Raw genomic sequence first — 25,636 nt, 5'->3', positions numbered from 1 at the left:
AGTAAGGAGCTGTGCAACTTTTTGCCGGACTAGATTGGAGATTTGGCAGTTTTTCTCAACGATTGATGTCTTAGCTACCGTGACTCTCCTACAACTTTTACACTGGAAACGACGCTTTTTAAGACGTAATAGTGTAGGTGTTCCAGCTTGTTCAAGGAGAGGAATTTTAGAAGGCTTTTGAAAGTCATATTTGATCATCTTTCCTTGGCAGTGAGGACATGATGGTGCAGGATAATCAAGTGTTGCTTGAACCTCGATGTAGGTATCTTTTTCAAAAACAAGAGAAATAATGATATTTGGGTCTTTAATTCCGATTAATTCTGTGGTATTCTTAATAAGTCTCATAAGTTCTTCCTAATGATGGTTTGGTTGCTTTTCATTATAGTTCTTATGGGACTTTTTGTCTGCATTCAAAAAGCTCTATAATCTCTATAGTGATTTTACCCACTACAGAAATTATAGAGCCAAAAAACCAGCCTAGTGCTGGTTTTTTTGTGTCTTGAAGAAAGTAGTAAGTATTGAGAGTTGATGCGCAGGCAGCCACTATTTTTATTGTGCACCTGTAGTTGAATGTCCAAGGTAAAAAACTCACTCCATTAAGGAGTGAGAATAGCTATAAATTAGTAAGTCAAGACAAAGTTTTTCTTCTTACCACGACGGATAACGGTGATTTCGTTGTCAATTTTATCGCTATCTGAAAGCGTGTAATCAAGGTCTTGGATACGTTCACCGTTGATGTAGATAGCTCCGTTTTGGACATCTTCACGTGCTTGGCGTTTAGAAGGTGAAATCTTAGCATTGACGAGAAGTTCAACGATGTTCAGATTTTCATCTGCTGAAATCTCATAAGTTGGGACACCGTTAAGGGCAACTTTAAGGTCACGTGCTGAGAGAGCTTTAAGGTTACCAGCGAAGAGTTGTTCAGTGATGTGAACAGCTTGTTCGTAGGCTTCTTTACCGTGAACCAAAGTAACAACTTCACGAGCCAAAACTTTTTGTGCCAAACGTTGGTGACGAGCTTGGTCAAATTCTTTACCGATTTCTTCGATTTCTTCAAGTGACAAGAAAGTGAAAATCTTCAAGAAGCGAACAGCATCATCATCCATAACGTTAAGCCAGAATTGGTACATTTCGTAAGGTGTTGTTTTAGTAGCATCAAGCCAGACAGCGTTACCTTCAGATTTACCGAATTTTTTACCAGTTGAATCTGTGATAAGTGGAACTGTGATAACGTGTCCAGATTTATCTGCTTTACGACGCAAGAGCTCAGTACCTGCTGTCATGTTACCCCATTGGTCAGATCCCCCGATTTGAAGAGTTACACCGTATTTATCGTTGAGTTCATAGAAATCGTAACCCTGCATAATTTGGTAGGCAAACTCAGTGTAAGAGATACCTGTTTCGATACGCTTCTTAACAGATTCCTTACTCATCATGTAGTTAACCGTGAAGTATTTACCCACATCACGCAAGAAATCGATGAAGCTGACTGAACCAAACCAGTCATAGTTGTTGACCATAACGGCTTTGTTGTCACCATTTTCAAAGTCAAGGAAGCGAGAGAGTTGGCCTTGAATTTTTTCTACCCAACCTTCAACCGTTTCTTTGGTTTGGAGGCTACGTTCAGCATCTTTAAATGATGGGTCACCAATCAAACCTGTTGCGCCACCAACGAGGGCATAAGGTTTGTGTCCAGCCAATTGCAGGCGACGGCTTGTAAGGATGGCTACAAGATGCCCAAGATGGAGACTGTCTGCTGTTGGGTCATAACCAGTGTAGTATGACACAGGTCCCTCTTCAAAGGCTTTTACAAGGGCTTCTTCGTCTGTGGTTTGAAAAATCAAGCCACGTGCTTTTAGTTCTTCAAAAATTGTCATGATATTCTCCAGTAAAGTATATTCTGCACCATTATACCAAAAGAAAGCAACCCTATGCAAGCTTTGTCAAAGTTTGTTATAATAGGCTTTGAGGTATTTCTATGAATTTTGAAAAAATAATAAATTTTTTTAGACGGCCAGGTCAAGCCATTCGTAAAAAGTTTGCCGGTTTCAGGTCTAAAAAAGGAGAGAAATCTTTAGGAGAGGGGAAGCTTGTGACTGAGTCTAAGAAAAATCACAAGCAAGCGAAGAAGTCGTCTGAGGACCGGATGACTTTCCTAGATATGGGCGATGTTTTCTTAAAAACATTAAAACTCTTGTCTGATTTCTTTTATGTGGTTATTATCGTCCTTACCTTGTTTGGTGCCGGTATTGGTTTGGGCTATTTGGGGAGTCAAATTGAGTCTGTTCCGTCTATTAAGGATAAAACCTTGTTGAATCAGATTAGTGAGGTTAGTCTGGTATCTTCGATGAGTTATTCTGACTCTAAGAAGATTGCAGATATTGACACGGACTTATTGAGAACTCCGATTGAAAGTGATGCGATTTCTAATAACGTCAAAAATGCCATCATCGCAACTGAGGATGAAAATTTCAAGAAGCATAAGGGTGTTGTACCAAAGGCGGTTTTTAGGGCCTTGGTGTCATCAGTGTTAGGTGTAGGTTCCTCAAGTGGCGGTTCAACGCTGACTCAGCAGTTAATCAAGCAACAGGTCACGGGAGATGCCCCGACCTTTAAGCGTAAGGCAGCAGAGATTATCTATGCCCTACAACTGGAGCGTCGTGCTTCAAAAAATGAAATTTTAACCGACTACCTGAATGTTTCTCCTTTTGGACGTAACTATAGGGGAAAAAATATCGCTGGTATTGAGGAAGCTGCCCAAGGAATTTTCGGGGTTTCTGCAGCGGATTTAACTGTTCCTCAAGCGGCTTATCTTGCAGGTTTACCACAGAGTCCCATTGTCTATTCGCCTTATACCGCAGATGGTCAACTCAAGAACGCAAATGACCTGTCTTATGGCTTAGCGCGTCAAAAAGATGTCCTTTACAATCTCTATCGAGGCGGCTACCTAGATAAGTCACAATACGATAGTTACAAGAATTATGATATTACTAAAGATTTCAAGGCTGGAGAAAATCCAGATGCTGTCAGTCATGACTATTTGTACTATTCAGTCATGTCTGAAGCTCAGGATGTCATGTATGATTATTTGGTGAAGCGTGACAAGGTATCAAGTCAAGAGTTAAAAAATGATAAGACAAAGGAAACCTACCGTGAGATGGCTCTTCGAGAGCTACAAACAGGTGGTTATCATGTCAAGACAACAATTGACAATGCCGTCTATAATGCGATGCAAAATGCTGCTAGTCAATATGGTGGCCTACTCGATCAAGGTGGCAATAGTGGCGTTGAAGTCGGAAATGTACTGATGGACAATGCGACTGGAGCAATTCTAGGATTTGTTGGTGGTCGTAGTTATGAAAATAACCAAAATAACCATGCCTTTGATACGGCACGTTCTCCTGGTTCTTCTATTAAGCCCATTATCGCTTATGGTATTGCTATTGATCAAGGTTTGATGGGAAGCTCCAGTATTCTTTCCAATTATCCAGCCAATTTTACAGGTGGGACACCGATTCTTCACGATGGTAATAAGGGTACGGCTATGATGAATCTGCAGGAGGCTCTTAATACCTCATGGAATATTCCTGCTTTTTGGACCTACCAAATGCTTCAGCGTAATGATGTTGATGTTGAGGGATATATGACCAAGATGGGTTACAATATTGCTAACTATAATATTGAGAGTCTACCTCTTGGTGGTGGGATTGAAACGACAGTCGCCCAACAGGTCAATGCTTATCAGATGCTTTCAAATGGTGGTGTCTACGAAAAAGGTTATATGGTTGATAGTATTACTGATCGTACAGGCGAGGTTATTTATCAGCATAAATCCGAAGGGGTTCAAGTTTTCTCGAGGGCTACGGCAAGTATCATGGATAATCTCCTCAAAGAAGTTGTCGTTAAGGGGGCAACGACCCAGTTCCATTCTGAATTGAAAAATGTCAATGGTTCAGCAGCTTCAGCCGATTGGATGGGTAAAACAGGAACGACAGATAACTTTGCGGATGCTTGGCTGATTGTGTCAACTCCTGGGATTACCCTTGGTGGTTGGGCTGGTTATGACAATAATACGCCGACCGATTCTAAAACAGGTTACACCTACAATGCCCAATATATGGCTCGTTTAACGTCAGCTATCTACAATGCTAATCCAGGTATTTTTAAGACAGGTGATAAGTTTAACATGGATTCAAGTGCCATAAAAGCCAGTGTGCTCAAATCAACAGGTCTTAAGCCAGCAACAGTGTCGGTCAATGGCCGTAATGTTTCCGTAAGTGGTGAAATGGTTGATAGTTACTGGGCCAAAAATGGGCCTGGCGACACCACTTACAAGTTTGCTATCGGAGGAACGGATAGTGACTATCAAAAGGCTTGGTCTAGTATTCTTGGAGGTCATTAAAATCTCCCAAAAACTTGCAAAAAAGCTAAAAATTAGGTATAATATAGGCAACTATTTGTCGTCTTACTTGGTTGAAATATTGTCCAATCAAGAGATACAGCAGTTAAATCAACGTTTTTTCGGTCAGATTTAGCTGCTATTTTTGTGCTTATTTTTAGGATTTCCAAGCATTGTAATGCATATTTAAAGGTTCTAAAAATTCACATCTTGCCCTATCTCTGAGTATCTGTTATTAGAGTGGTCAGATTTAGCATTTGATTGGATAAAGCACTAAAAAAATGGCAAATATTTAAAGTGCACGACTTGCAAAGCAGGTCTCGAATGTAGAAAAGGAGTAGAAGACTTGGCAGGACATGACGTTCAATACGGGAAACATCGTACCCGTCGTAGTTTTTCAAGAATCAAAGAAGTTCTTGATTTACCAAACTTGATTGAAATCCAAACGGATTCATTTAAAGATTTCTTGGATACTGGTCTTAAAGAGGTTTTTGAGGATGTACTTCCTATCTCAAACTTCACAGACACTATGGAATTGGAATTCGTTGGTTACGAATTGAAAGAGCCTAAGTATACACTTGAAGAAGCTCGTATCCACGATGCATCATACTCAGCACCAATCTTTGTGACTTTCCGTCTTATTAACAAAGAAACTGGTGAAATCAAAACTCAGGAAGTCTTCTTTGGAGATTTCCCTATTATGACTGAGATGGGTACTTTCATCATCAATGGTGGTGAACGTATTATCGTTTCTCAGTTGGTGCGCTCACCGGGTGTTTACTTTAACGATAAGGTTGATAAAAACGGTAAAGTGGGTTATGGCTCAACAGTTATCCCTAACCGTGGGGCATGGCTTGAACTTGAAACAGATTCAAAAGACATCGCCTATACTCGTATCGACCGTACACGTAAGATTCCATTCACAACGCTTGTGCGTGCGCTTGGATTCTCAGGTGATGACGAAATTGTTGATATCTTTGGTGATAGCGAGTTGGTTCGCAACACTGTTGAAAAAGATATCCACAAAAACCCAGCAGATTCACGTACTGATGAAGCGCTTAAAGAAATTTATGAACGTCTTCGTCCGGGTGAACCTAAAACTGCCGACAGTTCACGTAGCTTGCTTGTAGCTCGTTTCTTTGACCCACGTCGTTATGACTTGGCTGCTGTTGGTCGTTACAAAGTTAACAAAAAACTTAACATCAAGACACGTCTTTTGGGACAAACTATTGCTGAAAACTTGGTAGATTCTGAAACAGGTGAAATCCTTGTTGAAGCTGGTACTGAAATGACACGTGATGTGATTGATTCAATCGCAGAACACTTGGATGGTGATTTGAACAAATTTGTATACACACCAAACGATTATGCGGTGGTTACAGAACCTGTTGTTCTTCAAAAATTCAAGGTTGTTGCACCAAATGATCCAGATCGTGTGGTTACAATTGTTGGTAATGCCAATCCAGACGATAAGGTTCGTGCTTTGACGACAGCGGATATCTTGGCTGAAATGAGCTACTTCCTTAACCTTGCTGAAGGTATCGGTAAAGTAGACGATATCGACCACCTTGGTAACCGTCGTATCCGTGCCGTTGGTGAATTGCTTGCTAACCAATTCCGTATTGGTTTGGCTCGTATGGAACGTAACGTGCGTGAACGTATGTCAGTTCAAGATAACGAAGTCCTGACACCGCAACAAATTATCAATATTCGTCCTGTAACTGCAGCGGTTAAAGAATTCTTTGGTTCTTCTCAATTGTCACAGTTCATGGACCAACACAACCCATTGTCAGAGTTGTCACACAAACGTCGTTTGTCAGCCTTGGGACCTGGTGGTTTGACACGTGACCGTGCCGGATACGAAGTTCGTGACGTGCACTATACACACTATGGTCGTATGTGTCCAATCGAAACACCTGAAGGACCTAACATCGGTTTGATCAATAACTTGTCTTCATACGGACACCTTAACAAGTATGGTTTCATTCAAACACCATACCGTAAGGTTGACCGTGCAACTGGTAAGGTAACCAACGAAGTGGTTTGGTTGACTGCCGATGAAGAAGATGAGTACACAGTTGCTCAGGCCAACTCTAAACTGAATGAAGATGGAACATTTGCAGAAGAAATCGTCATGGGTCGTCACCAAGGTAATAACCAAGAGTACCCATCACACCTTGTAGATTTCGTAGATGTTTCTCCTAAACAGGTAGTTGCCGTTGCGACAGCATGTATTCCATTCTTGGAAAACGATGACTCTAACCGTGCCCTCATGGGTGCCAACATGCAACGTCAAGCTGTGCCATTGATTGATCCAAAAGCACCATTTGTTGGTACTGGTATGGAATATCAAGCTGCCCACGATTCAGGGGCTGCTGTCATCGCTCAACATGACGGTAAAGTTGTTTACTCTGATGCCGATAAGGTTGAAGTTCGTCGTGAAGATGGTTCGCTTGACGTTTATACTGTTCAAAAATTCCGCCGTTCAAACTCAGGTACTGCTTACAACCAACGTACTTTGGTTAAGGTTGGTGATATTGTCGAAAAAGGTGACTTCATCGCTGATGGTCCATCTATGGAAGGTGGCGAAATGGCCCTCGGTCAAAACCCTATCGTCGCATACATGACATGGGAAGGTTACAACTTCGAGGATGCCGTAATCATGAGTGAGCGTCTTGTGAAAGATGACGTTTATACATCTGTTCACTTGGAAGAATTCGAATCAGAAACACGTGATACAAAGCTTGGGCCTGAAGAAATCACACGTGAATTGCCAAATGTTGGTGAGGAAGCCCTTAAAGACCTTGACGAAATGGGTATTATCCGTATCGGTGCTGAGGTTAAAGAAGGTGACATTCTTGTTGGTAAGGTAACACCTAAGGGTGAAAAAGACCTTTCAGCTGAAGAACGTCTTCTCCACGCTATCTTTGGTGATAAATCTCGTGAAGTACGTGATACGTCACTTCGTGTTCCTCACGGTGGTGATGGTGTCGTTCGTGATGTTAAAATCTTTACACGTGCCAACGGTGATGAATTGCAATCAGGTGTTAACATGCTTGTTCGTGTTTACATTGCTCAAAAACGTAAGATCAAGGTTGGAGATAAGATGGCCGGTCGTCACGGTAACAAAGGGGTTGTTTCTCGTATTGTTCCGGTTGAAGACATGCCTTACCTTCCAGACGGTACACCAGTTGATATCATGTTGAACCCACTTGGGGTGCCATCACGTATGAATATCGGACAAGTTATGGAACTTCACCTTGGTATGGCTGCTCGTAACTTGGGTATTCACATCGCAACACCAGTCTTTGATGGAGCAAGTTCAGAAGACCTCTGGGATACTGTTCGTGAAGCTGGTATGGATAGCGATGCTAAGACAATTCTTTACGATGGCCGTACAGGTGAGCCGTTTGATAACCGTGTGTCAGTTGGTGTCATGTATATGATTAAACTTCACCACATGGTTGATGATAAACTTCACGCTCGTTCAGTTGGTCCTTACTCACTTGTTACTCAACAACCTCTTGGTGGTAAAGCACAATTTGGTGGACAACGTTTCGGTGAGATGGAGGTTTGGGCCCTTGAAGCTTACGGTGCTTCAAACATTCTTCAAGAAATCTTGACTTACAAGTCTGATGATGTTAACGGACGTTTGAAAGCCTATGAAGCGATTACTAAAGGTAAACCAATTCCAAAACCAGGCGTTCCAGAATCATTCCGAGTACTTGTTAAAGAATTGCAATCACTCGGTCTTGACATGCGTGTCCTTGACGAAGACGATCATGAAGTTGAATTGCGTGATCTTGATGAAGGTGAAGATGACGACGTTATGCACGTTGACGATCTTGAAAAAGCACGTGTTCAACAGGCTAAAGAAGCTGCTGAATTAGAAAAAGCTAAAGAAGAAGCTTCAAATAAAGAAGAATAAACATAAGCTTTAGAAGAGGAAGATTCTTCCCCCTCTAAGGTAGCTGATAAAGGTGACAATAGAGCTACTATTGTCAATAGAAAAAAAGAAAGGTAATACTAGTGGTTGACGTAAATCGATTTAAAAGTATGCAAATCACACTAGCTTCACCAACTAAAGTCCGTTCATGGTCTTATGGTGAAGTTAAGAAACCTGAAACAATCAACTACCGTACGCTCAAACCAGAACGTGAAGGTCTCTTTGATGAAGTGATCTTTGGTCCAACTAAGGACTGGGAATGTGCGTGTGGAAAATACAAACGTATCCGTTATAAAGGTATCGTTTGTGACCGCTGTGGTGTTGAAGTAACACGTGCTAAGGTTCGTCGTGAACGTATGGGTCACATTGAGTTGAAAGCACCAGTATCACATATCTGGTACTTCAAGGGAATCCCTTCTCGTATGGGATTGACTTTGGATATGAGCCCTCGTGCGCTTGAAGAAGTTATTTATTTCGCAGCTTACGTGGTTATCGATCCAAAAGAAACACCACTTGAACCAAAATCTCTCTTGACTGAACGTGAATACCGCGAAAAATTGCAAGAGTATGGACATGGTTCATTCGTCGCTAAAATGGGTGCAGAAGCCATCCAAGAACTCTTAAAACAAGTGGATTTGGAAGCTGAAATTGCTGAACTTAAGGAAGAATTGAAGACAGCAACTGGTCAAAAACGTGTTAAGGCTGTTCGTCGTTTGGACGTTCTTGATGCCTTCTACAAGTCTGGTAACAAACCAGAATGGATGGTACTTAACATCTTGCCAGTATTGCCACCAGATCTTCGTCCGATGGTTCAATTGGATGGTGGCCGTTTTGCAGCATCTGACTTGAACGATCTTTATCGTCGTGTTATCAACCGTAACAACCGTTTGGCTCGTTTGCTTGAATTGAATGCCCCAGGTATCATCGTGCAAAATGAAAAACGTATGTTGCAAGAAGCGGTAGATGCCCTTATTGATAATGGACGTCGTGGTCGTCCAATCACTGGACCAGGTAGTCGTCCACTTAAATCTTTGAGCCACATGCTTAAAGGTAAACAAGGACGTTTCCGTCAGAACTTGCTTGGTAAACGTGTTGACTTCTCTGGACGTTCTGTTATCGCTGTTGGTCCAACACTTAAAATGTATCAATGTGGTGTGCCACGTTTGATGGCCATCGAACTTTTCAAACCATTTGTTATGCGTGAAATCGTTGCGCGTGAATACGCAGGCAACGTGAAAGCCGCTAAACGTATGGTTGAACGTGGTGATGAACGTATTTGGGATATTCTTGAAGATGTCATTAAGGAACACCCAGTACTTCTTAACCGTGCACCTACCCTCCACCGTTTGGGGATTCAGGCCTTTGAACCAGTCTTGATTGATGGTAAGGCCCTTCGCCTCCACCCACTTGCCTGTGAAGCCTACAATGCCGACTTTGACGGTGACCAAATGGCCATTCACGTTCCATTGTCTGAAGAAGCTCAAGCTGAAGCACGCTTGCTCCTCCTTGCAGCAGAACACATCCTTAACCCTAAAGATGGTAAACCAGTCGTAACGCCATCTCAGGATATGGTTCTTGGTAACTACTACTTGACAATGGAAGAAAAAGGTCGTGAAGGTGAAGGTATGGTCTTCAAGGATATTGATGAGGCAGTGATGGCTTATCGTAATGGTTATGTTCACTTGCATAGCCGTGTCGGTATTGCTGTAGACAGTATGCCTGATAAACCTTGGAAAGAAAACCAACTTCACAAGATTATGGTAACAACCGTTGGTAAAATCTTCTTTAATGAGATTATTCCAGCAGAAATTCCATACCTCCAAGAAATCACAAATGAAAACTTGACCGATAGTACGCCAGATAAATACTTCCTTGAACCAGGTCAAGATATCCAAACCGTTATTGATAGTTTGGAAATTAATGCACCATTTAAGAAGAAAAATCTTGGTAACATCATCGCTGAAACCTTCAAACGTCTTCGCACGACTGAAACGTCAGCCTTCCTTGACCGTTTGAAAGACCTTGGTTACTATCACTCAACACTTGCTGGTTTGACCGTTGGTATCGCCGATATCCCAGTTATTGATAACAAACAAGAAATTATTGATGCTGCTCACCACCGTGTTGAAGAAATTAACAAAGCCTTCCGTCGTGGTTTGATGACAGATGATGACCGTTATGTTGCTGTTACAACAACATGGCGTGAAGCTAAAGAAGCACTTGAAAAACGTCTGATTGAGACACAAGATTCTAAGAACCCAATCGTTATGATGATGGACTCAGGAGCTCGTGGTAACATCTCTAACTTCTCCCAACTTGCCGGTATGCGTGGTTTGATGGCCGCTCCTAACGGACGTATCATGGAATTGCCTATCCTTTCAAACTTCCGTGAAGGTTTGAGCGTTTTGGAAATGTTCTTCTCAACTCACGGTGCTCGTAAAGGTATGACCGATACGGCCTTGAAGACTGCCGACTCAGGTTACTTGACTCGTCGTTTGGTTGACGTTGCCCAGGATGTTATTATCCGTGAAGATGACTGTGGAACAGACCGTGGTCTTCTCATTCGTGCGATTACTGATGGTAAAGAGGTTACAGAAACACTTGAAGAACGTCTTCAAGGTCGTTACACTAAGAAATCAGTTAAGAATCCTACAACAGGTGAAGTCATCGTAGGTCCAGATACCTTGATTACTGAAGAAATGGCTGCTGCTATTGTCAATGCTGGTGTTGAAGAAGTCACTATCCGTTCAGTATTTACATGTAACACACGCCACGGTGTCTGCCGTCACTGTTATGGTATTAACTTGGCAACTGGTGATGCGGTTGAAGTTGGTGAAGCTGTTGGTACTATCGCTGCCCAATCTATCGGGGAACCTGGTACACAGCTTACTATGCGTACCTTCCACACCGGTGGGGTAGCCTCAAACACCGATATCACACAAGGTCTTCCACGTATCCAGGAAATCTTCGAAGCTCGTAACCCTAAAGGGGAAGCGGTCATTACTGAAGTTAAGGGTAATGTTATCGAAATCGAAGAAGATGCTGCAACACGTACTAAGAAGGTCTTCGTTCAAGGTAAAACTGGCATGGGTGAATATGTTGTACCATTTACAGCTCGTATGAAAGTTGAAGTGGGAGATGAAGTTCACCGTGGTGCCGCTCTTACAGAAGGTTCAATCCAACCAAAACACCTTCTTGAAGTTCGTGATACCTTGTCAGTTGAAACTTACCTTCTTGCAGAAGTACAAAAAGTTTACCGTAGCCAAGGGGTAGAAATCGGAGACAAGCACGTCGAAGTAATGGTTCGTCAAATGCTTCGTAAAGTACGTGTCATGGATCCAGGTGACACAAATCTTCTTCCAGGAACACTTATGGACATTGCAGATTTCACAGATGCTAACAAGGATATTGTTATTTCTGGTGGTCTTCCTGCAACATCACGTCCAGTTCTTCTTGGTATCACTAAAGCCTCACTTGAAACAAATTCATTCTTGTCTGCGGCTTCCTTCCAAGAAACAACACGTGTCCTCACAGATGCTGCTATCCGTGGTAAGAAAGACCATCTTCTTGGTCTTAAAGAAAATGTTATCATTGGTAAGACTATCCCTGCTGGTACAGGTATGGCTCGCTACCGTAACATTGAACCACTTTCAGTTAACGAAGTTGAAGTTATTGAAAACATTGCTGTTGATGAAGCAATTGTGGAAACATCTGAAGACTAAGATTACAGTAAAAGGGCTCACAGCTGTGAGTCCTTTTTGTATTTATATGACCAGAATGCCTCTTTTCTTGATAAATATGAAAAATAAAACCATTTTTTTATCTTTCCCAGAAAATTTTGTATAATAGGAAAACAAAAGATGAAGTGAGAAAGAAAGATGTACCAAGTAGTTGAGATGAAAGGTGACTTGGAGCCGTGGTGGTTCTTAGAAGGCTGGCAAGAGGATATTATCAGCATAAAGGAGTTTGAAGATTTTTACGATGCTCTAAAGTACTACAAAAAACTTTGGTTTGCCATAGAAGAGATCTTGCCAAGCTATATTAGTCGTAGTAGTGTCATGACTGCCTTTTGGGATCAAAAGGATAAGCATTGGTGTGAGGAGTGTAACGAATATCTGCAGGTTTACCAATCTATCGCCCTCTTGGATGATTGGAAGGAGATTCCTGAGGAAAAATACCGTCCAGGCTATGAAAAGCGTAATGACCTTCCAACTCATGCTCATTGTAAAATAAAACGATAATCAGGATTATTGAATTGAAGCTCGAAGTTTTCGAGCTTTTTTTCATTTTCCTTATTTTTTTTCAATCTTTTGCGAATAGGACTATGAGGAGGTCCTTATGGTAACAGAATTTGCTAAGGAAATGATCAAAAATGCTGATAGTTGTGGGGCTCAAGACATCTATATTATTCCACGTCAGGATAATTACGAGCTCTATATGCGAATTGGGCAGGAGAGGAGATTGATTGATGTATATCGGCCTGATTTCATGGCTAGTCTTATTGGTCACTTTAAATTTGTGGCAGGAATGATGGTAGGTGAGAAACGTAGGAGTCAATTGGGCTCCTGTGATTATGATTGTGGTGATGGTCACTTGGTTTCTCTGCGTTTATCAACTGTTGGAGACTATCGAGGCTTGGAAAGCCTGGTTATTCGTGTTCTTCATTCCGAACGAAGAGAATTAACGTACTGGAATCAAGGGATTCAGCCAATTGTGGATGCATTGGATTATCGAGGTTTGTACCTTTTTGCAGGTCCTGTGGGTTCTGGGAAGACGACGCTTATGCATGCCTTAGTACAGGAGCGTTTTAAGGGGCAACAGGTGATTTCAATTGAGGATCCTGTAGAGATTAAACAGGATAATGTCTTGCAGCTCCAGGTTAATCAGGCGATTGATATGACCTATGATAATTTAATCAAGCTATCTCTGCGTCATCGTCCGGATGTTCTGATTATTGGAGAAATTCGGGATAGAGAGACTGCCCGAGCCGTTATTAGGGCTAGTCTGACAGGAGTGACTGTTCTTTCAACCATTCACGCCAAGAGTGTGGCCGGTGTTTATGAACGCCTCCTGGACCTTGGTGTAGACAAGTCTGAATTGGATAATGCTCTTCAAGGTATTGCCTATATGCGTTTGATAAAGGGAGGAGGTGTGATTGATTTTGCCAAAGAAAGTTTCCAAAACCATTCGTCAACCAGCTGGAACCAGCAACTGGAAGACTTGGTTAAACAGGGACATCTCACTGAAAGGGATATCCAAGGGGAGAAAATTAAAGATTAACCAACAAGTCAAGGTTATTCAGCTTTTCAAACAACTCTTGAAGGCAGGATTCACCCTAACTGAAATTGTGGCTTTCTTGGAGCGCAGTCATTTGTTGAAAGAATCCTCATTATCTCTTATGAAAGAGAGTTTAATGCGAGGTGAGAGATTGGACCAGATGTTTGCATCAGTGGGCTTTTCGGATAATATTGTCACTCAGATTGCACTTGCTGACAAGCATGGAGATCTTTTAGGGAGCTTGACTAAGATTGAAACCTATATGCTTCGCATGACCAAGGTTCGTAAGAAACTCATGGAAGTGGCGACTTATCCTATCTTGCTTTTGGGGTTCCTGATTTTGATTATGTTGGGACTCAAAAATTATCTTTTACCACAACTTTTAGAAGGTGATGGTAAGGATAACTGGGCAGTACAACTGGTTCAAATGTTTCCTCAGTTGTTCTTTGTGAGTTTGTTTGGATTCCTTGTGTTAGGGATTCTCCTCTATGTCTGGGTGAAACGCCAGTCAGCTCTTGTTTTTTATAGGCGAATGGCCAAAATCCCATTTATTGGTCAGACAGTAAGGCTTTACACGACAGCCTATTATGCTAGGGAGTGGGGAAATCTATTAGGTCAAGGCGTTGACTTGCTAGATCTAGTGGCTCTTATGCAAGAGCAAAAATCCAAGCTCTTTCGTGAGTTGGGGACCGATTTAGAAGAAGCCTTGATGCTGGGGCAGAGTTTCCCTGAACGTATTGCCAGTCATCCGTTTTTCACTGAGGAGCTCTCCCTAATTATTGCTTATGGGGAGGCTAATGCGAGGTTGGGATATGAGCTTGAAGTCTATGCTGAAGAGGTTTGGCAGACCTTCTTTAACCGTCTTAATAAGGCGACAACCTTTGTACAACCCCTCATTTTTGTTATTGTTGCTGTCGTGATTGTAATGATCTATGCAGCCATGTTATTACCGATGTATCAAAATATGGAAGGAATGATGTCATGAAATTGATGTTGAAAAAATTGAATGCCGTTAAGTTACGTGCTTTTACTCTGATTGAAATGCTGGTCGTGTTGCTCATTATCAGTATTCTTCTTTTGCTCTTTGTTCCTAACTTGAGTAAGCAAAAGGATTCTGTAAAAGAAACTGGAAATGCAGCTGTCGTCAAAGTTGTGGATTCTCAAGCAGAACTCTATGAAATGAAAAATAACAAGACAGCTAGTTTAGCAGCTCTTGTGTCATCAGGTCAAATTACACAAAAACAGGCAGATTCATACAATGATTATTATGCGAAACATGGTGGTGAAAGCCGCTCAGTTGCCAATTAGAGCCTTCACCTTGTTGGAAAGCTTGGTGACATTAGCGGTCGTTGCTTTTCTTACTCTGAGTTTGTCAGGGTCAGTGACGGGGATTTTTCAGCAAGTCGAGACTAATCTTTTTTATCTACGCTTTGAGTATCTGTACCGGGATAGTCAGCGCTTGGCAGCAGCGGAAGGGACTAACATTGAATTGCAGCTGACTAAGGATAAGATTAGTAATGGAAGAACCAGTCTCTCTATTCCTGAAAACATTCATCTGGATAAGGGGCAGACCCTAGTATTTGATGCTAAAGGAGGCAATTCTAGTCTTAGTAAGATTCGTTTCTCAAGTGACAAGGAGGTGGTGACTTATCAGCTTAACATGGGCAGTGGAAAATATAAAAAGACGGTCTCTTAGAGGCTATATTCTCATCGAAAGTTTGGTAGCCATGGCCGTTTTAGTGCTTGTCAGTGGCCTCATCTTAGAGCAAATTAACACTAATCGTAGGTTAATGGCTAAGAATCTTCATCAGCAAGAGGTCTTGAGTGTGGCAACTATGGCCGTCCAGACCAAACAGGATCAGTTGACCTTAAATGGCATCACGGTAACAGTGAAACGTAGCAAGCAAGGCATCACAGTTTATGAATCAGGAAAGGAAATTACTCATGTCTCTAAATAGTAAGGTTCGCGCCTTTACCCTTTTGGAATGTCTGGTAGCCTTACTGGTTATAGCTGGTTCTGTCCAAGTATATCAAGGCTTAACCACCGTTCTGGTGAGCAATGTCAAACAGGTAAGACAACAAGAAAATCAAGATTGGCTTCTGTTTGTCCAACAAATGGAGGCAGAGTTAGAAGGTTGTCAGTTGGTTAAAGTAGAAGGCAACAAGCTTTATGTCAAGCAGGATAATCAAGACTTGGCTTTTGGTATCTCAAATGCTTCTGATTTTCGAAAAACTAACGCCGATGGTCGAGGCTATCAACCCATGCTTTTCGGTTTAAAATCTAGTACAATCAGTCAAAAAAATCAGATAGTCACCATTGAAGTTATTCTTAAAAATGGTCTGCAAAGGAGTTTCGTTTATGCTTTTGAAAAAACAAGTTAGGGGAGGTGTTCTCCTCTATTCCCTTTTTATGGCTGGCATTTTTACACTTCTTCTTCAGGTTTATTTGGATAGGGTAGTTGCTAGCTCTAGACAAAATCAAGCACAAACAGTAGCTAGTCAGAGTCGACTTATGGCAGAAATGACGGTGGATTTGGCTGATAAGGAGTCGGGTTCTTTTAGTTTTGCTCAGGGAAATACGACTTATGAGGTAAAAGACAAGAAGATGATTATTAGAGTTGAGAATGAAGGACACACCAAGACCTATCACTATGTGAAGAAAGAGGACCAGAAATAGCAATTCTCCCCCCTTTTTGATATGATAGAGGGACGGAGGAAATCATGAATTTTGAAGCAATTGAGACAGCTTTTGCGCTGTTGTTAGAAAATGTCCAAACCATTGAAAATGATCTTGGGACCCATGCTTACGATGCCCTTATCGAGCAAAATTCCTATTATTTGGGGGCTGACGTTGATAACGAACTTATCATCAAAAATAACGAGAAATTACGTGCCCTTAATCTAAGTAAAGAGGAGTGGCGTCGAGCCTTTCAGTTTTTGTTTATCAAACTAGGGCAGTTGGAAGCCTTACAAGCCAATCACCAATTTACACCAGATGCTATTGGATTTATCATTCTTTACCTACTTGAGGGTTTGACTAAGGACAATCAATTAGATGTCTTGGAGATTGGTTCAGGTACAGGTAACTTGGCAGAGACTCTTTTAAATAATAGTCACAAAAACCTTAATTATATGGGGATGGAAGTTGACGATTTGCTTATTGATTTGTCAGCCAGTATTGCGGATGTAGTGAACTCAAAAGCGGTTTACATTCAAGAAGACGCAGTTCGCCCCCATATCCTCAAAGAAAGCGATGTTATTATCAGTGACCTTCCAGTAGGTTACTACCCTAATGATGAAATTGCGAGTCGTTTCAAGGTGGCAGCAACTGGTGAACACACATATGCCCATCATCTTCTTATGGAGCAATCGCTTAAGTACTTGAAGAAAGACGGTATTGCTATTCTTTTGGCACCAACTAATCTTTTAACGAGTCCACAAAGTGATTTGCTTAAGAAGTGGCTATCAGGATATGCTGATATTATTGCTGTAATCACTCTTCCTGAAGCAGCTTTTGGCAATAAACACAATATGAAGTCTATCTTTGTGCTTAAAAAGCAAACAGAAAATGCTCCAGAGACCTTTGTTTATCCGCTTAGTGATTTACAAAATCCAGAGATTCTCAAAGATTTTACTGAGAATTTCCAAAAATGGAAATCAGACAATTCCATTTTATAAAAAAACATGATAAAATAAGACTATATTACTGAAAGCGTTTTACAAAGAGGTGACTTATGACAAAAACAATCGCAATCAATGCAGGAAGTTCAAGTTTGAAATGGCAATTGTATGAAATGCCATCTGAAGTTGTACTTGCCAAAGGGTTGATTGAGCGTATCGGATTAAAAGACTCTATTTCAACAGTTAAGTTTGATAATGATTCTGAAACGCAGATTTTAGATATTACCGATCATGTTCAGGCTGTAAAAATCGTACTTGATGATTTGATTCGTTTTAATATCATCAAGAATTATGATGAAATCACAGGTGTAGGTCATCGAGTGGTTGCTGGTGGTGAGTATTTCAAAGAATCAAGTTTGGTAGATGATGAAGCATTAGCGAAAATCGAAGAATTGTCTGCTTTGGCTCCACTTCATAATCCTGGCGCAGCCTCAGGGATTCGTGCCTTTAAGGAGCTCCTCCCAGATATTACCAGTGTTGCTGTTTTTGACACAGCCTTCCATACATCTATGCCAGAAGTGGCTTACCGTTATCCAGTGCCTAATCGTTATTATACAGACTATCAAGTTCGTAAATACGGAGCACACGGAACAAGCCACCAATATGTTTCTCAAGAAGCAGCTAAGCTACTAGGAAAACCTATTGAAGAAACTAAGATTATCACAGCCCATGTTGGAAATGGTGTTTCAATTACTGCCGTGGACGGTGGTAAATCAGTAGACACGTCAATGGGATTGACACCACTTGGTGGGGTTATGATGGGAACACGTACTGGGGATCTTGACCCTGCGATTATTCCATTCATCATTGACCGTGAGCCTGATATGGCCGATGCTGAACGTATTCGTCACGTCTTTAATAAAGAATCAGGACTCCTTGGTATCTCTGAAAAATCAAGCGATATGCGTGATATCATTGCTGGTAAAAATGAAGGAGATGAAAAATGTATTTTAGCCTACAATCTTTATGTAGATCGTTTGCGTAAATACATTGCTCAATACTTTGGCGTATTGAACGGAGCAGATGCCATTGTCTTTACGGCAGGTATCGGTGAAAATTCTGCAGAAGTTCGTTCTTCAATTTTAGATGGTTTGACTTGGTTTGGTATTGAAGTGGATCCTGAAAAGAATGTCTTTGGACATGTTGGCGATATTACAACAGCAGAGTCACCTGTTAAAGTTTTTGTCATCCCAACAGATGAAGAATTGGTGATTGCGCGTGATGTTGAGCGCCTTAAATCTAAATAAGTTATCAAAAAATTGATAAGACCAGAAAAGTTGGCTGAGTGATTGGCCAGCTTTTTTGAGTACTTGGAAAGAATTATTCGCCTATATCCGGATATGTCATTCGATAAGTAAAGAAAACTTTACAAAAAATGCAAAATAGACTTTACAAAATATGTTAAGTGAACTATACTATAGATGTGAAGTTAACTTAACAAAGAGATGGGAGTTTAACTATTTGAGAATAAACTATAAGGTTGAGGTATCATATGGAAACAAAGATTCAGGAACTTCGCAAGGCTAATAAGATTAGTCAGGCAGAGTTAGCAGATGAGATGGGAGTCACGAGGCAGACCATCATTTCACTCGAAAAAGGTCGCTATAATGCGTCCTTGGAACTAGCTTTTAAAATTGCTAGGTATTTTGGAAAGACTATTGAAGAAGTCTTTCTTTTTGAGGAAGATTAAGGAGAAAAGATATGTTTAAACAAGTCATGAAGAAAATTGGTGTTATTGTTTTAGCGCTCACTCTACTAATCTTAGATTTAACACTATTAGGTGCTTTCCCACTACTTACTCAGGATGGTAAGTTTTCACTTGTGGAGCAAATAGGTTACGGTGTTTGGGCATTAGGGAGTTTGGCTATTTTTATCGTGATTGCTTATAGATTTAAACTCTTATCGCTTAAAGAGATTAATTGGAGACGTCTCGTTGCGATTGCTTCTCTTAATCTCGTCATCTTTTTCCTAGGTGATCTTCTAGGGTATTTTGTAGGTCAGTTAACACACAATGCAGCTATGGAAAATCAAGCTGCTTTAAATAAGATATTTATTCACGTACCATTCTATCTTTACCTAGTAGTTGCCGGTTTTATTATTCCTATTATGGAAGAAATTATTTTTAGGGGACTCTTAGCTAAGGTACTCTTTGGAAAATACTTTAAGACAGGTCTTGTTATTTCCAGTCTTCTCTTTATGGCAGGTCACTCAGCATTTACGCCTCAAACAATTGTCGTCTATGGCATTATGTCAGCTGGTCTTGCCATAACTTACTATAAGACTAAGCATATCGAGTACAGTATGGGTGTTCATATTTTAAACAACAGTATAGCTGTCCTACTCAGCCTTTTTGTTTAAGGTGAATGTTTAAAGTTATCATTGAGGAATTTTATCTTGCTCTTTTAAAGGATAATGAAAGGAATGTTAAGATATGTTATTAAAAACGTTAGGAAAGAAAAAAACAGAATCAGAGTATAAAAGATACATAGCCCGAGTAGCATGTTCTTTCTTTTCTTTGGGTATTTTGGGATTATTTATTGTTCGCTCTAACAGTCTTAGTGATTTTGCACTAGGATTAGTAGTGGGGGTTACCATTGGGAGTTACGCCCTGTCGATTTATTATTTTGCAGCGCTTAGGCATTCGAAACGTCTTCACCAGATGTACATTGCTACCTATGATGAGCGAAATAAACAGATTTTGCAGGTGACAGCAGTTGCAACACTGGTTCTGGAGTTTTTGCTTATCTTTGCTTTGATTGCCCTATATGCCTTTGTTAATATTCAGTTGCCATATGTTACAGTCTTATCTGTCTTGCTCTATGGCTTAGTTGTAGGATTTGTCCTTATTCGTATCATTCTATCTAAAATAGGATAAGAGTCCCTCATCTTTTCAAGATTGAATCTCTTATTTTCACGGTTTCTTGTCAAAGTAGTTGAATTGTATTATAATAAAGGTACAAAATAACAATAAAAAGAGGTAGCTTCTTATGAACAAAGTGTCCATTTTAAAATGCTTTCTTTATTTCTTACTGGCTTTCCTAATTTTGTGTATTGAACAGACTCCAACCATATTTGTTCGTGTTAAAGATGTGAGGGCAGTTAGTCTCCTAATTTTGGTTATGCTACTCATTAGTGCAGGAGCTCTTTTCTTGGGCAAACGTATGGGTCTTCTTGAGGGCTTTAGGGCGCTGTCTTCCATGAAGGCATGGGGAATGATTGGCCTGACCTACCTAGGTATTTACATTGTCACTGGGCTTGGTGCAATGGTCATGATGTGGGAAGGTGTTAGTAATAGCACCAATCAGGCAGCCATAGAAAATGCCCATATGAATCCCTTCCTTCTCATAACGTTTACAGTAATTATGGCACCGATTGTGGAAGAGCTGGTTTTTCGAGGGCTCCTCATGGGACGCGTCTTTAATCCAGATTCTATTGTTGGCTTGATTGTTAGTAGTTTACTTTTTGGCCTTGTTCATATGCCGAATAGTATCGGTGTTTGGATTGTATATGCAGGTATGGGGCTTGCCCTTGGGATAGCATATCGTAAGTTTCAAAAGTTAGAGTACTGTATCATGGCCCATATCATTAACAATAGTATTGCGGTTTCAATGTTGTTACTCTTACAATTTTTAGCGCCATATATCAAATAAAGCTCGGAATCTTCCGAGCTTTTTTCTTATAGTTTTTTGGCTTTAGCAATGGTTGTATCAATACTTGAAACCACACTATGGGTGAGGCCTGTACGCTCAAGGTCCATGAGACCGGCGATAGTAGTCCCACCAGGGCTACATACCTTGTCAATAAGATCATGTGGACTGTCGCTACCAAGACTGAGATTTTCAGCGGTAGCTAGAACAGTCTGTGTGGCAATGGTCAGAGCGACCTGCTTACTTAGGCCGTTTTTGACACCAGCCTTGGCTAGAGCCTCGATAAAGAGGGCGATGTAGGCAGGGCTAGAACCTGCTAAGGCAGTAAAGGTATCAAAATCCTTCTCAGCCAATTCAACAGTGGTTCCAAAACTGTCTGTGATTTCCTTGGCAACTGCTAAAAGGTCCTCGGATACCTTATCATTAGTGCAAAGACCAGTAGTGCTTTTGAGAATTTGAGCATTAAGGTTCGGCATGATACGAATAAGAGGAAGGTCTGGACTGGTGAGGGAAGCGAGGCGTTCTAAGGTCACTCCAGCAGCCATACTTATGATAGGTTGATGGAAATTGAGATCGGCTAGTACCTTATCAAACATTTGAGGTTTGATACCAAGGATGACCAGGTCAGCATTATCCAACAATTCCTGATGGGAAGCAGCCGCTTCAACCTCTAGTTCCTCTGCAATCTGGCGTGAACGAGCCAAGGAAGACCCTGAAATAATGATACGATGTGAGCTTGTATTTAGGCCGTTGATAATGGCTGTTGCCATTTTTCCGACACCGATAAAACCTATAATCATGGGTTACTCCTTGTCTTAGTAGTTTTTAATTAAATCTACTGTCGAGCGATCCAACTTCTTAACAATAGCTTGTAAGAAGGCCTGTGCTTCTAGGAAGTCATCCATCGCATAAAGGGTTTGGTGTGAGTGAATGTAGCGGGCACAAACACCGATAGTTGTTGATGGAACACCAGCATTCTGCAAGTGAGCGGCACCAGCATCTGTTCCGCCCGCAGCACAGTAGTATTGGTATTTGATACCAGCTTCTTCAGCAGTAGTTAAAAGGAAATCTTTCATATTGGGCAACATGATGTGACCTGGATCGAAGAAACGAATAAGTGTACCATCACCTACCTTACCTTGATTACCATAGATATCACCTGCAGGAGAACAGTCCACTGCAAAGAAAACTTCAGGATCAAATTTAGTGGTAGAGACATGGGCACCACGTAAACCAACTTCTTCTTGAACATTGGCCCCAGCGATTAGAGTATTGTTGAGTTCTTGATCCTTAACGTTTTCCAAGAGTTCACGAATCATGAGAACACCATAACGGTTATCCCAAGCTTTAGAAATGACATTCTTTTGATTGGCTGTGAGAATCGTTTCTGATTCAGGAATGATGACATCACCTGGGAAAACGCCGTAGGCATTTGCTTCTTCTTGGTTGGCAAAACCAGCATCAAAGACGATATCAGAAACACTGGGAAGACTTGAAGCGCCACCGCTAGCACGTAAGAAATGAGGTGGCACTGAACCTGAGATGACAGGATAGGTACGGCCGTCACGAGTGTGTAGAGTGAAGCGTTGTGAGCTGACAACAAGTGGGTTCCAACCACCAAGTTCAACGACACGGAAAGTTCCGTCTGCTTTGATTTCCTTAATCATAAACCCAACTTCATCCATGTGGGCAGCCACAAGCACCTTAGGGGCATTTTCTGCTTGGCTATGCTTGATACCGAAAATACCACCGAGACCATCTGTTTGGACCTCGTCTACAAGTGGAGTGATGTTGTTGCGAAGGTAGTCGCGTACAGGAGCTTCAAAGCCTGAAGTAGCACTGAGCTCGGTTACTTCTTTAATTTTGTCAAATAGGGTAGTCATAAAATCCTCCTTGAGTAGTACTTGCTACTATTTTAGCACGATTCTCAAGAGATAGGTAGCCTCTCCCCATTCGTCTAAAATTATGGTAAAATGTTTCTTATGAAACGTAAAACATTGGCCTTGTTTGCTGGAGGCGTAGGAGCTTTAGGTCTCTTGGCAATGGCAGAGAAGTATAGACAGTCACGTACAGAAATGAAGAAGGCTGCATTAATCCAAGATATTAGACAAGAATTATCTCACTTGGGGACTATCGCAGTCCTTTATACAAATCCCACTGATAAGGAAAATCCAGGACTTACAGGAGGTATCGTCTTAGAGGATGGACGTTCCTATAGCTTTGTTTATGCAGAGGATATCTTGACCTATGAGGAGGAGCAGGCATGATTATTCCTAAGAATCTTGAAGAATTGGCAAGCTATGTTGAAAGTGATCAAAAGGTGGTTTTCTTTTTCACTGCCGATTGGTGTCCAGACTGCCAGTTTATCTATCCCGTTATGCCTGAAATTGAAGCCCTCCATCCAGATATGACATTTGTGCGTGTTAACCGTGATGATTATATGGCTTTGGCGCAAACTTGGAATATTTTTGGTATCCCAAGTTTTGTCGTGACTCAGAAAGGTCAGGAATTGGGACGCTTGGTCAATAAAGCTCGTAAAACCAAAGAAGAAGTCAATGCCTTTTTGGCAACAGTATAAGGAGAACCCATGATTTTTGCATACAATAAAGAACAAGTTGGCGACGTTTTGTTGGTTATCTTGGAAGATACTAAGGACATTAAACGTAGCGTAGAACGTAAAGGTAAAGTGGCGCGTGTCACAGCTGATGAAACAGGCAAGACTCTTGCTTGGAACATTTTTGAAGCATCAAGCCTCATTGATATTAATGGAAATGGTCAAGTTTTCTTGTCAGACCAAGATGTAGCTGTCTTGAACGAGGAATTGGCCAAAGAAGGTTTTGAAGAACGCTTGGAAAATACACAGGGTCCCGTCTTTGTGGTTGGACAAATTGACGAAATGGTTCCACATCCAGATAGTGACCACCTTAACATCTGCCAAGTGAATATCGGCGGTAAGAAGGTCCAAATCGTTGCAGGAGCACCAAACGCAGCTCTCGGTCTTAAAACAATCGTAGCTCTTCCAGGTGCTATGATGCCTAGCGGTGCCCTTATCTTCCCTGGTAAACTTCGTGGTGAAGATAGTTATGGTATGATGTGTGCCCCACGTGAGTTGGCCCTTCCAAATGCCCCACAAAAACGTGGTATTATTGAACTTGATGATTCAGCAGTAGTTGGTGAGGCTTTTGATCCAGCCAAACACTGGAAAGGGTAAGTAAGAGAAGAAGCGGTAATAATCCGCTTTTTTTGTTTGTCATAAAGAAAGTTTATAGCTAATCATAAAAAAGAAAGATTATGCAAGCTATAATATTTTTCTTAAAATGTAATCAACATTTACTTTAGGAGGTACCTATGCTTACGACTGTTCTTTCTGGTGGGCTCATTGGTTTGATATTTGGATTTATTTTACAACGAACTCGTTTTTGTTTGACGGGTGGTTTTCGAGACATGTATATTGCACGTAATAATACCTTATTTTACGCTTTCCTTATTGCAATCACAGTGGAAAGTATAGGAGTACTTTTCTTGATTAAATTGGGTATTATTGGAAACCCTTATGAAGACTTTTCCGTGTTAGGAGCGATTGTGGGCTCCTATCTATTTGGTATTGGAATTGTTCTCGCGGGGGGATGTGCCACGGGAACGTGGTATCGTGCTGGAGAAGGGCTCCTGGGTAGTTGGGTTGCACTATTCTTTTATATGACGAGTGCGGCAGCTATGAAATCAGGATTTCTTGTTCCTTTGAATCAATTAATAGCTAAGCACTGGGTAATTAATGATGATTTAGCTGGTCAATTAGGAATTCCAGTTTGGTATCTTCTTGTTTTCTTAGTAGTTATAACAAGTTTCTTTGTAATTCGAGAGTTACGTAAGCCCAGACGTCAGATTGCTTCTCTTCCACCAAGATATAAGGGAGTGAGACACTACCTTTTTGAGAAAACTTACCATAAATATTTTGCAGGACTTCTAATAGGTCTTGTTGCTTTAATTGCTTGGCCAGCTAGTCAGCTGACTGGTCGTGTTGGAGGGTTAGGGATTACAACACCATCGGCACATCTAATTAGTTATATTATTACAGGCGATAGTAAGCAACTTGGTTGGGGTGTTTTTCTTGTATTGGGTATTTTTATTGGTTCCTTTCTTGCTGCAAAGGGATCTCAAGAGTTTCGCTGGCGTTTGCCAGACTTGTCAACCATTGGTAAGAGCACACTAGGGGGGATTTTTATGGGAATTGGTGCCTCATGGGCTGGTGGCTGTACAATTGGTAACGGTTTAACAGCTACAGCAATTTTTTCTAGTAAGGGATGGATTGCTTTGCCAGTGACTATTTTAGGTGTTTGGACGGCTTCCTACATTATCTTTGTAAAACCAAACAAAAATTAAGAGGAGAATATAATATGACTTTGGTAAAACTTGAAACTGGTGGATTGGTATGCCCATTCCCATTGATTGATGCGAAGAAGAAAATGGCTGAATTGGCTGTTGGAGATGAGTTGTTGATTGCTTTCGATTGTACGCAAGCAACGGAAAGTATTCCAAACTGGGCTGCAGATAATGATTATCCTGTAACTCGCTTTGACCAAGTCGGTCCTGCCTCTTGGGAAATTGTGGTTCAAAAACGTTGAGTTAGCTAAGCGAGTCGAGAAGATTTAAAGATTAATTGTTGTAATGAAAACATCTGATGGAGTA

At 41.1% G+C, this 25,636-nt stretch carries 26 protein-coding genes; 22 read left to right on the top strand and 4 right to left on the bottom strand.

Annotation, left to right across the window (positions count from 1 at the left end):
* Both HSISS3_RS10445 and tyrS read right to left on the bottom strand, forming a co-directional pair.
* Positions 1-345 (bottom strand): ISL3 family transposase (locus tag HSISS3_RS10445; protein WP_042772122.1); only part of this gene is annotated, 345 nt, incomplete at its 3' end.
* Positions 346-620: 275 nt separating this feature from the next.
* Positions 621-1,877: a tyrosine--tRNA ligase gene (tyrS, locus tag HSISS3_RS10440; protein ID WP_021152636.1), complete on the bottom strand. Its 1,257-nt coding sequence runs from the start codon at positions 1,875-1,877 to the stop codon at positions 621-623.
* A gap of 101 nt (positions 1,878-1,978) precedes the next feature.
* Between tyrS and pbp1b the strand changes: the two genes are divergently transcribed.
* The 17 genes from pbp1b to HSISS3_RS10355 all read left to right on the top strand — a co-directional run bounded on the left by pbp1b (position 1,979) and on the right by HSISS3_RS10355 (position 20,953).
* Positions 1,979-4,402 carry a penicillin-binding protein PBP1B gene (gene pbp1b, locus HSISS3_RS10435; protein WP_008536095.1) on the top strand — a complete coding sequence of 808 codons (2,424 nt, stop codon included), beginning with the start codon at positions 1,979-1,981 and terminating at the stop codon, positions 4,400-4,402.
* 343 nt (positions 4,403-4,745) lie between these two features.
* Positions 4,746-8,327, top strand: coding sequence for a DNA-directed RNA polymerase subunit beta (gene rpoB, locus HSISS3_RS10430; RefSeq protein ID WP_021152635.1), 3,582 nt, complete (start codon positions 4,746-4,748; stop codon positions 8,325-8,327).
* Positions 8,328-8,428: 101 nt separating this feature from the next.
* Positions 8,429-12,067 (top strand): DNA-directed RNA polymerase subunit beta', encoded by a 3,639-nt coding sequence (rpoC, locus tag HSISS3_RS10425; protein ID WP_042772014.1) that lies wholly within the window; start codon positions 8,429-8,431, stop codon positions 12,065-12,067.
* A 156-nt stretch (positions 12,068-12,223) separates the two neighbouring features.
* Positions 12,224-12,586 (top strand): DUF1033 family protein, encoded by a 363-nt coding sequence (locus HSISS3_RS10420; protein ID WP_021152633.1) that lies wholly within the window; start codon positions 12,224-12,226, stop codon positions 12,584-12,586.
* 97 nt (positions 12,587-12,683) lie between these two features.
* Complete coding sequence (gene comGA / locus HSISS3_RS10415) at positions 12,684-13,625, top strand: competence type IV pilus ATPase ComGA (protein WP_008536104.1); 942 nt, start codon at positions 12,684-12,686, stop codon at positions 13,623-13,625.
* Entirely contained in the window at positions 13,507-14,607 is a 1,101-nt protein-coding gene (gene comGB / locus HSISS3_RS10410; protein ID WP_134954269.1) for a competence type IV pilus assembly protein ComGB, read from the top strand. Before comGA ends, comGB begins: the two co-directional genes overlap by 119 nt.
* A gap of 8 nt (positions 14,608-14,615) precedes the next feature.
* Complete coding sequence (comGC, locus tag HSISS3_RS10405) at positions 14,616-14,930, top strand: competence type IV pilus major pilin ComGC (RefSeq protein ID WP_037609465.1); 315 nt, start codon at positions 14,616-14,618, stop codon at positions 14,928-14,930.
* Positions 14,890-15,318 (top strand): competence type IV pilus minor pilin ComGD, encoded by a 429-nt coding sequence (gene comGD / locus HSISS3_RS10400; RefSeq protein ID WP_269139625.1) that lies wholly within the window; start codon positions 14,890-14,892, stop codon positions 15,316-15,318. Before comGC ends, comGD begins: the two co-directional genes overlap by 41 nt.
* On the top strand, positions 15,290-15,580 hold the full coding sequence (gene comGE / locus HSISS3_RS10395) for a competence type IV pilus minor pilin ComGE (RefSeq protein WP_002887438.1): 291 nt from the start codon (positions 15,290-15,292) through the stop codon (positions 15,578-15,580). The genes comGD and comGE overlap by 29 nt, the downstream gene beginning before the upstream one ends.
* On the top strand, positions 15,567-16,004 hold the full coding sequence (gene comGF, locus HSISS3_RS10390; protein ID WP_021152629.1) for a competence type IV pilus minor pilin ComGF: 438 nt from the start codon (positions 15,567-15,569) through the stop codon (positions 16,002-16,004). The genes comGE and comGF overlap by 14 nt, the downstream gene beginning before the upstream one ends.
* Positions 15,982-16,299, top strand: coding sequence for a competence type IV pilus minor pilin ComGG (comGG, locus tag HSISS3_RS10385; RefSeq protein WP_008536113.1), 318 nt, complete (start codon positions 15,982-15,984; stop codon positions 16,297-16,299). The genes comGF and comGG overlap by 23 nt, the downstream gene beginning before the upstream one ends.
* A gap of 44 nt (positions 16,300-16,343) precedes the next feature.
* A complete protein-coding gene (locus HSISS3_RS10380) occupies positions 16,344-17,300 on the top strand; it encodes a class I SAM-dependent methyltransferase (RefSeq protein WP_008536115.1) in 957 nt (318 codons plus the stop codon).
* A gap of 56 nt (positions 17,301-17,356) precedes the next feature.
* Positions 17,357-18,550: an acetate kinase gene (locus HSISS3_RS10375; RefSeq protein ID WP_021146568.1), complete on the top strand. Its 1,194-nt coding sequence runs from the start codon at positions 17,357-17,359 to the stop codon at positions 18,548-18,550.
* 245 nt (positions 18,551-18,795) lie between these two features.
* Positions 18,796-18,993 (top strand): helix-turn-helix transcriptional regulator, encoded by a 198-nt coding sequence (locus HSISS3_RS10370; protein ID WP_021146567.1) that lies wholly within the window; start codon positions 18,796-18,798, stop codon positions 18,991-18,993.
* Between the two features lie 11 nt (positions 18,994-19,004).
* Positions 19,005-19,661, top strand: coding sequence for a CPBP family intramembrane glutamic endopeptidase (locus HSISS3_RS10365; protein WP_021146566.1), 657 nt, complete (start codon positions 19,005-19,007; stop codon positions 19,659-19,661).
* 73 nt (positions 19,662-19,734) lie between these two features.
* Entirely contained in the window at positions 19,735-20,178 is a 444-nt protein-coding gene (locus tag HSISS3_RS10360; protein ID WP_021152628.1) for a hypothetical protein, read from the top strand.
* Between the two features lie 112 nt (positions 20,179-20,290).
* Positions 20,291-20,953 (top strand): CPBP family intramembrane glutamic endopeptidase, encoded by a 663-nt coding sequence (locus HSISS3_RS10355; RefSeq protein ID WP_021152627.1) that lies wholly within the window; start codon positions 20,291-20,293, stop codon positions 20,951-20,953.
* A gap of 26 nt (positions 20,954-20,979) precedes the next feature.
* Here HSISS3_RS10355 and proC read toward each other — a convergent pair whose 3' ends face one another.
* Positions 20,980-21,750, bottom strand: coding sequence for a pyrroline-5-carboxylate reductase (gene proC / locus HSISS3_RS10350; RefSeq protein WP_013991257.1), 771 nt, complete (start codon positions 21,748-21,750; stop codon positions 20,980-20,982).
* Between the two features lie 15 nt (positions 21,751-21,765).
* Complete coding sequence (gene pepA, locus HSISS3_RS10345; RefSeq protein WP_021152626.1) at positions 21,766-22,833, bottom strand: glutamyl aminopeptidase; 1,068 nt, start codon at positions 22,831-22,833, stop codon at positions 21,766-21,768.
* 99 nt (positions 22,834-22,932) lie between these two features.
* On the opposite strand from pepA, the gene HSISS3_RS10340 reads away from it, so the two are divergent.
* From HSISS3_RS10340 to HSISS3_RS10320, 5 genes are all read left to right on the top strand, one after another.
* Positions 22,933-23,217, top strand: a complete 285-nt coding sequence (locus HSISS3_RS10340; RefSeq protein WP_021152625.1) for a DUF4651 domain-containing protein — start codon at positions 22,933-22,935, stop codon at positions 23,215-23,217.
* Positions 23,214-23,528, top strand: coding sequence for a thioredoxin family protein (locus HSISS3_RS10335; protein WP_021152624.1), 315 nt, complete (start codon positions 23,214-23,216; stop codon positions 23,526-23,528). The genes HSISS3_RS10340 and HSISS3_RS10335 overlap by 4 nt, the downstream gene beginning before the upstream one ends.
* A 9-nt stretch (positions 23,529-23,537) precedes the next feature.
* Positions 23,538-24,161 carry a YtpR family tRNA-binding protein gene (gene ytpR / locus HSISS3_RS10330; protein WP_021146560.1) on the top strand — a complete coding sequence of 208 codons (624 nt, stop codon included), beginning with the start codon at positions 23,538-23,540 and terminating at the stop codon, positions 24,159-24,161.
* A 137-nt stretch (positions 24,162-24,298) separates the two neighbouring features.
* The gene (locus HSISS3_RS10325) at positions 24,299-25,330 is read left to right on the top strand and encodes a YeeE/YedE family protein (protein WP_021152623.1); all 1,032 of its coding nucleotides are present in this window, start codon (positions 24,299-24,301) and stop codon (positions 25,328-25,330) included.
* 14 nt (positions 25,331-25,344) lie between these two features.
* Entirely contained in the window at positions 25,345-25,572 is a 228-nt protein-coding gene (locus tag HSISS3_RS10320; protein WP_002887422.1) for a sulfurtransferase TusA family protein, read from the top strand.
* Positions 25,573-25,636 lie beyond the last annotated feature (64 nt).

The organism is Streptococcus sp. HSISS3 (assembly GCF_000448605.1).
GTDB lineage: Bacteria > Bacillota > Bacilli > Lactobacillales > Streptococcaceae > Streptococcus > Streptococcus raffinosi.
The sequence above is the reverse complement of the archived record's forward strand: the minus strand, read 5'-3'. Positions and strand labels throughout refer to the sequence as shown.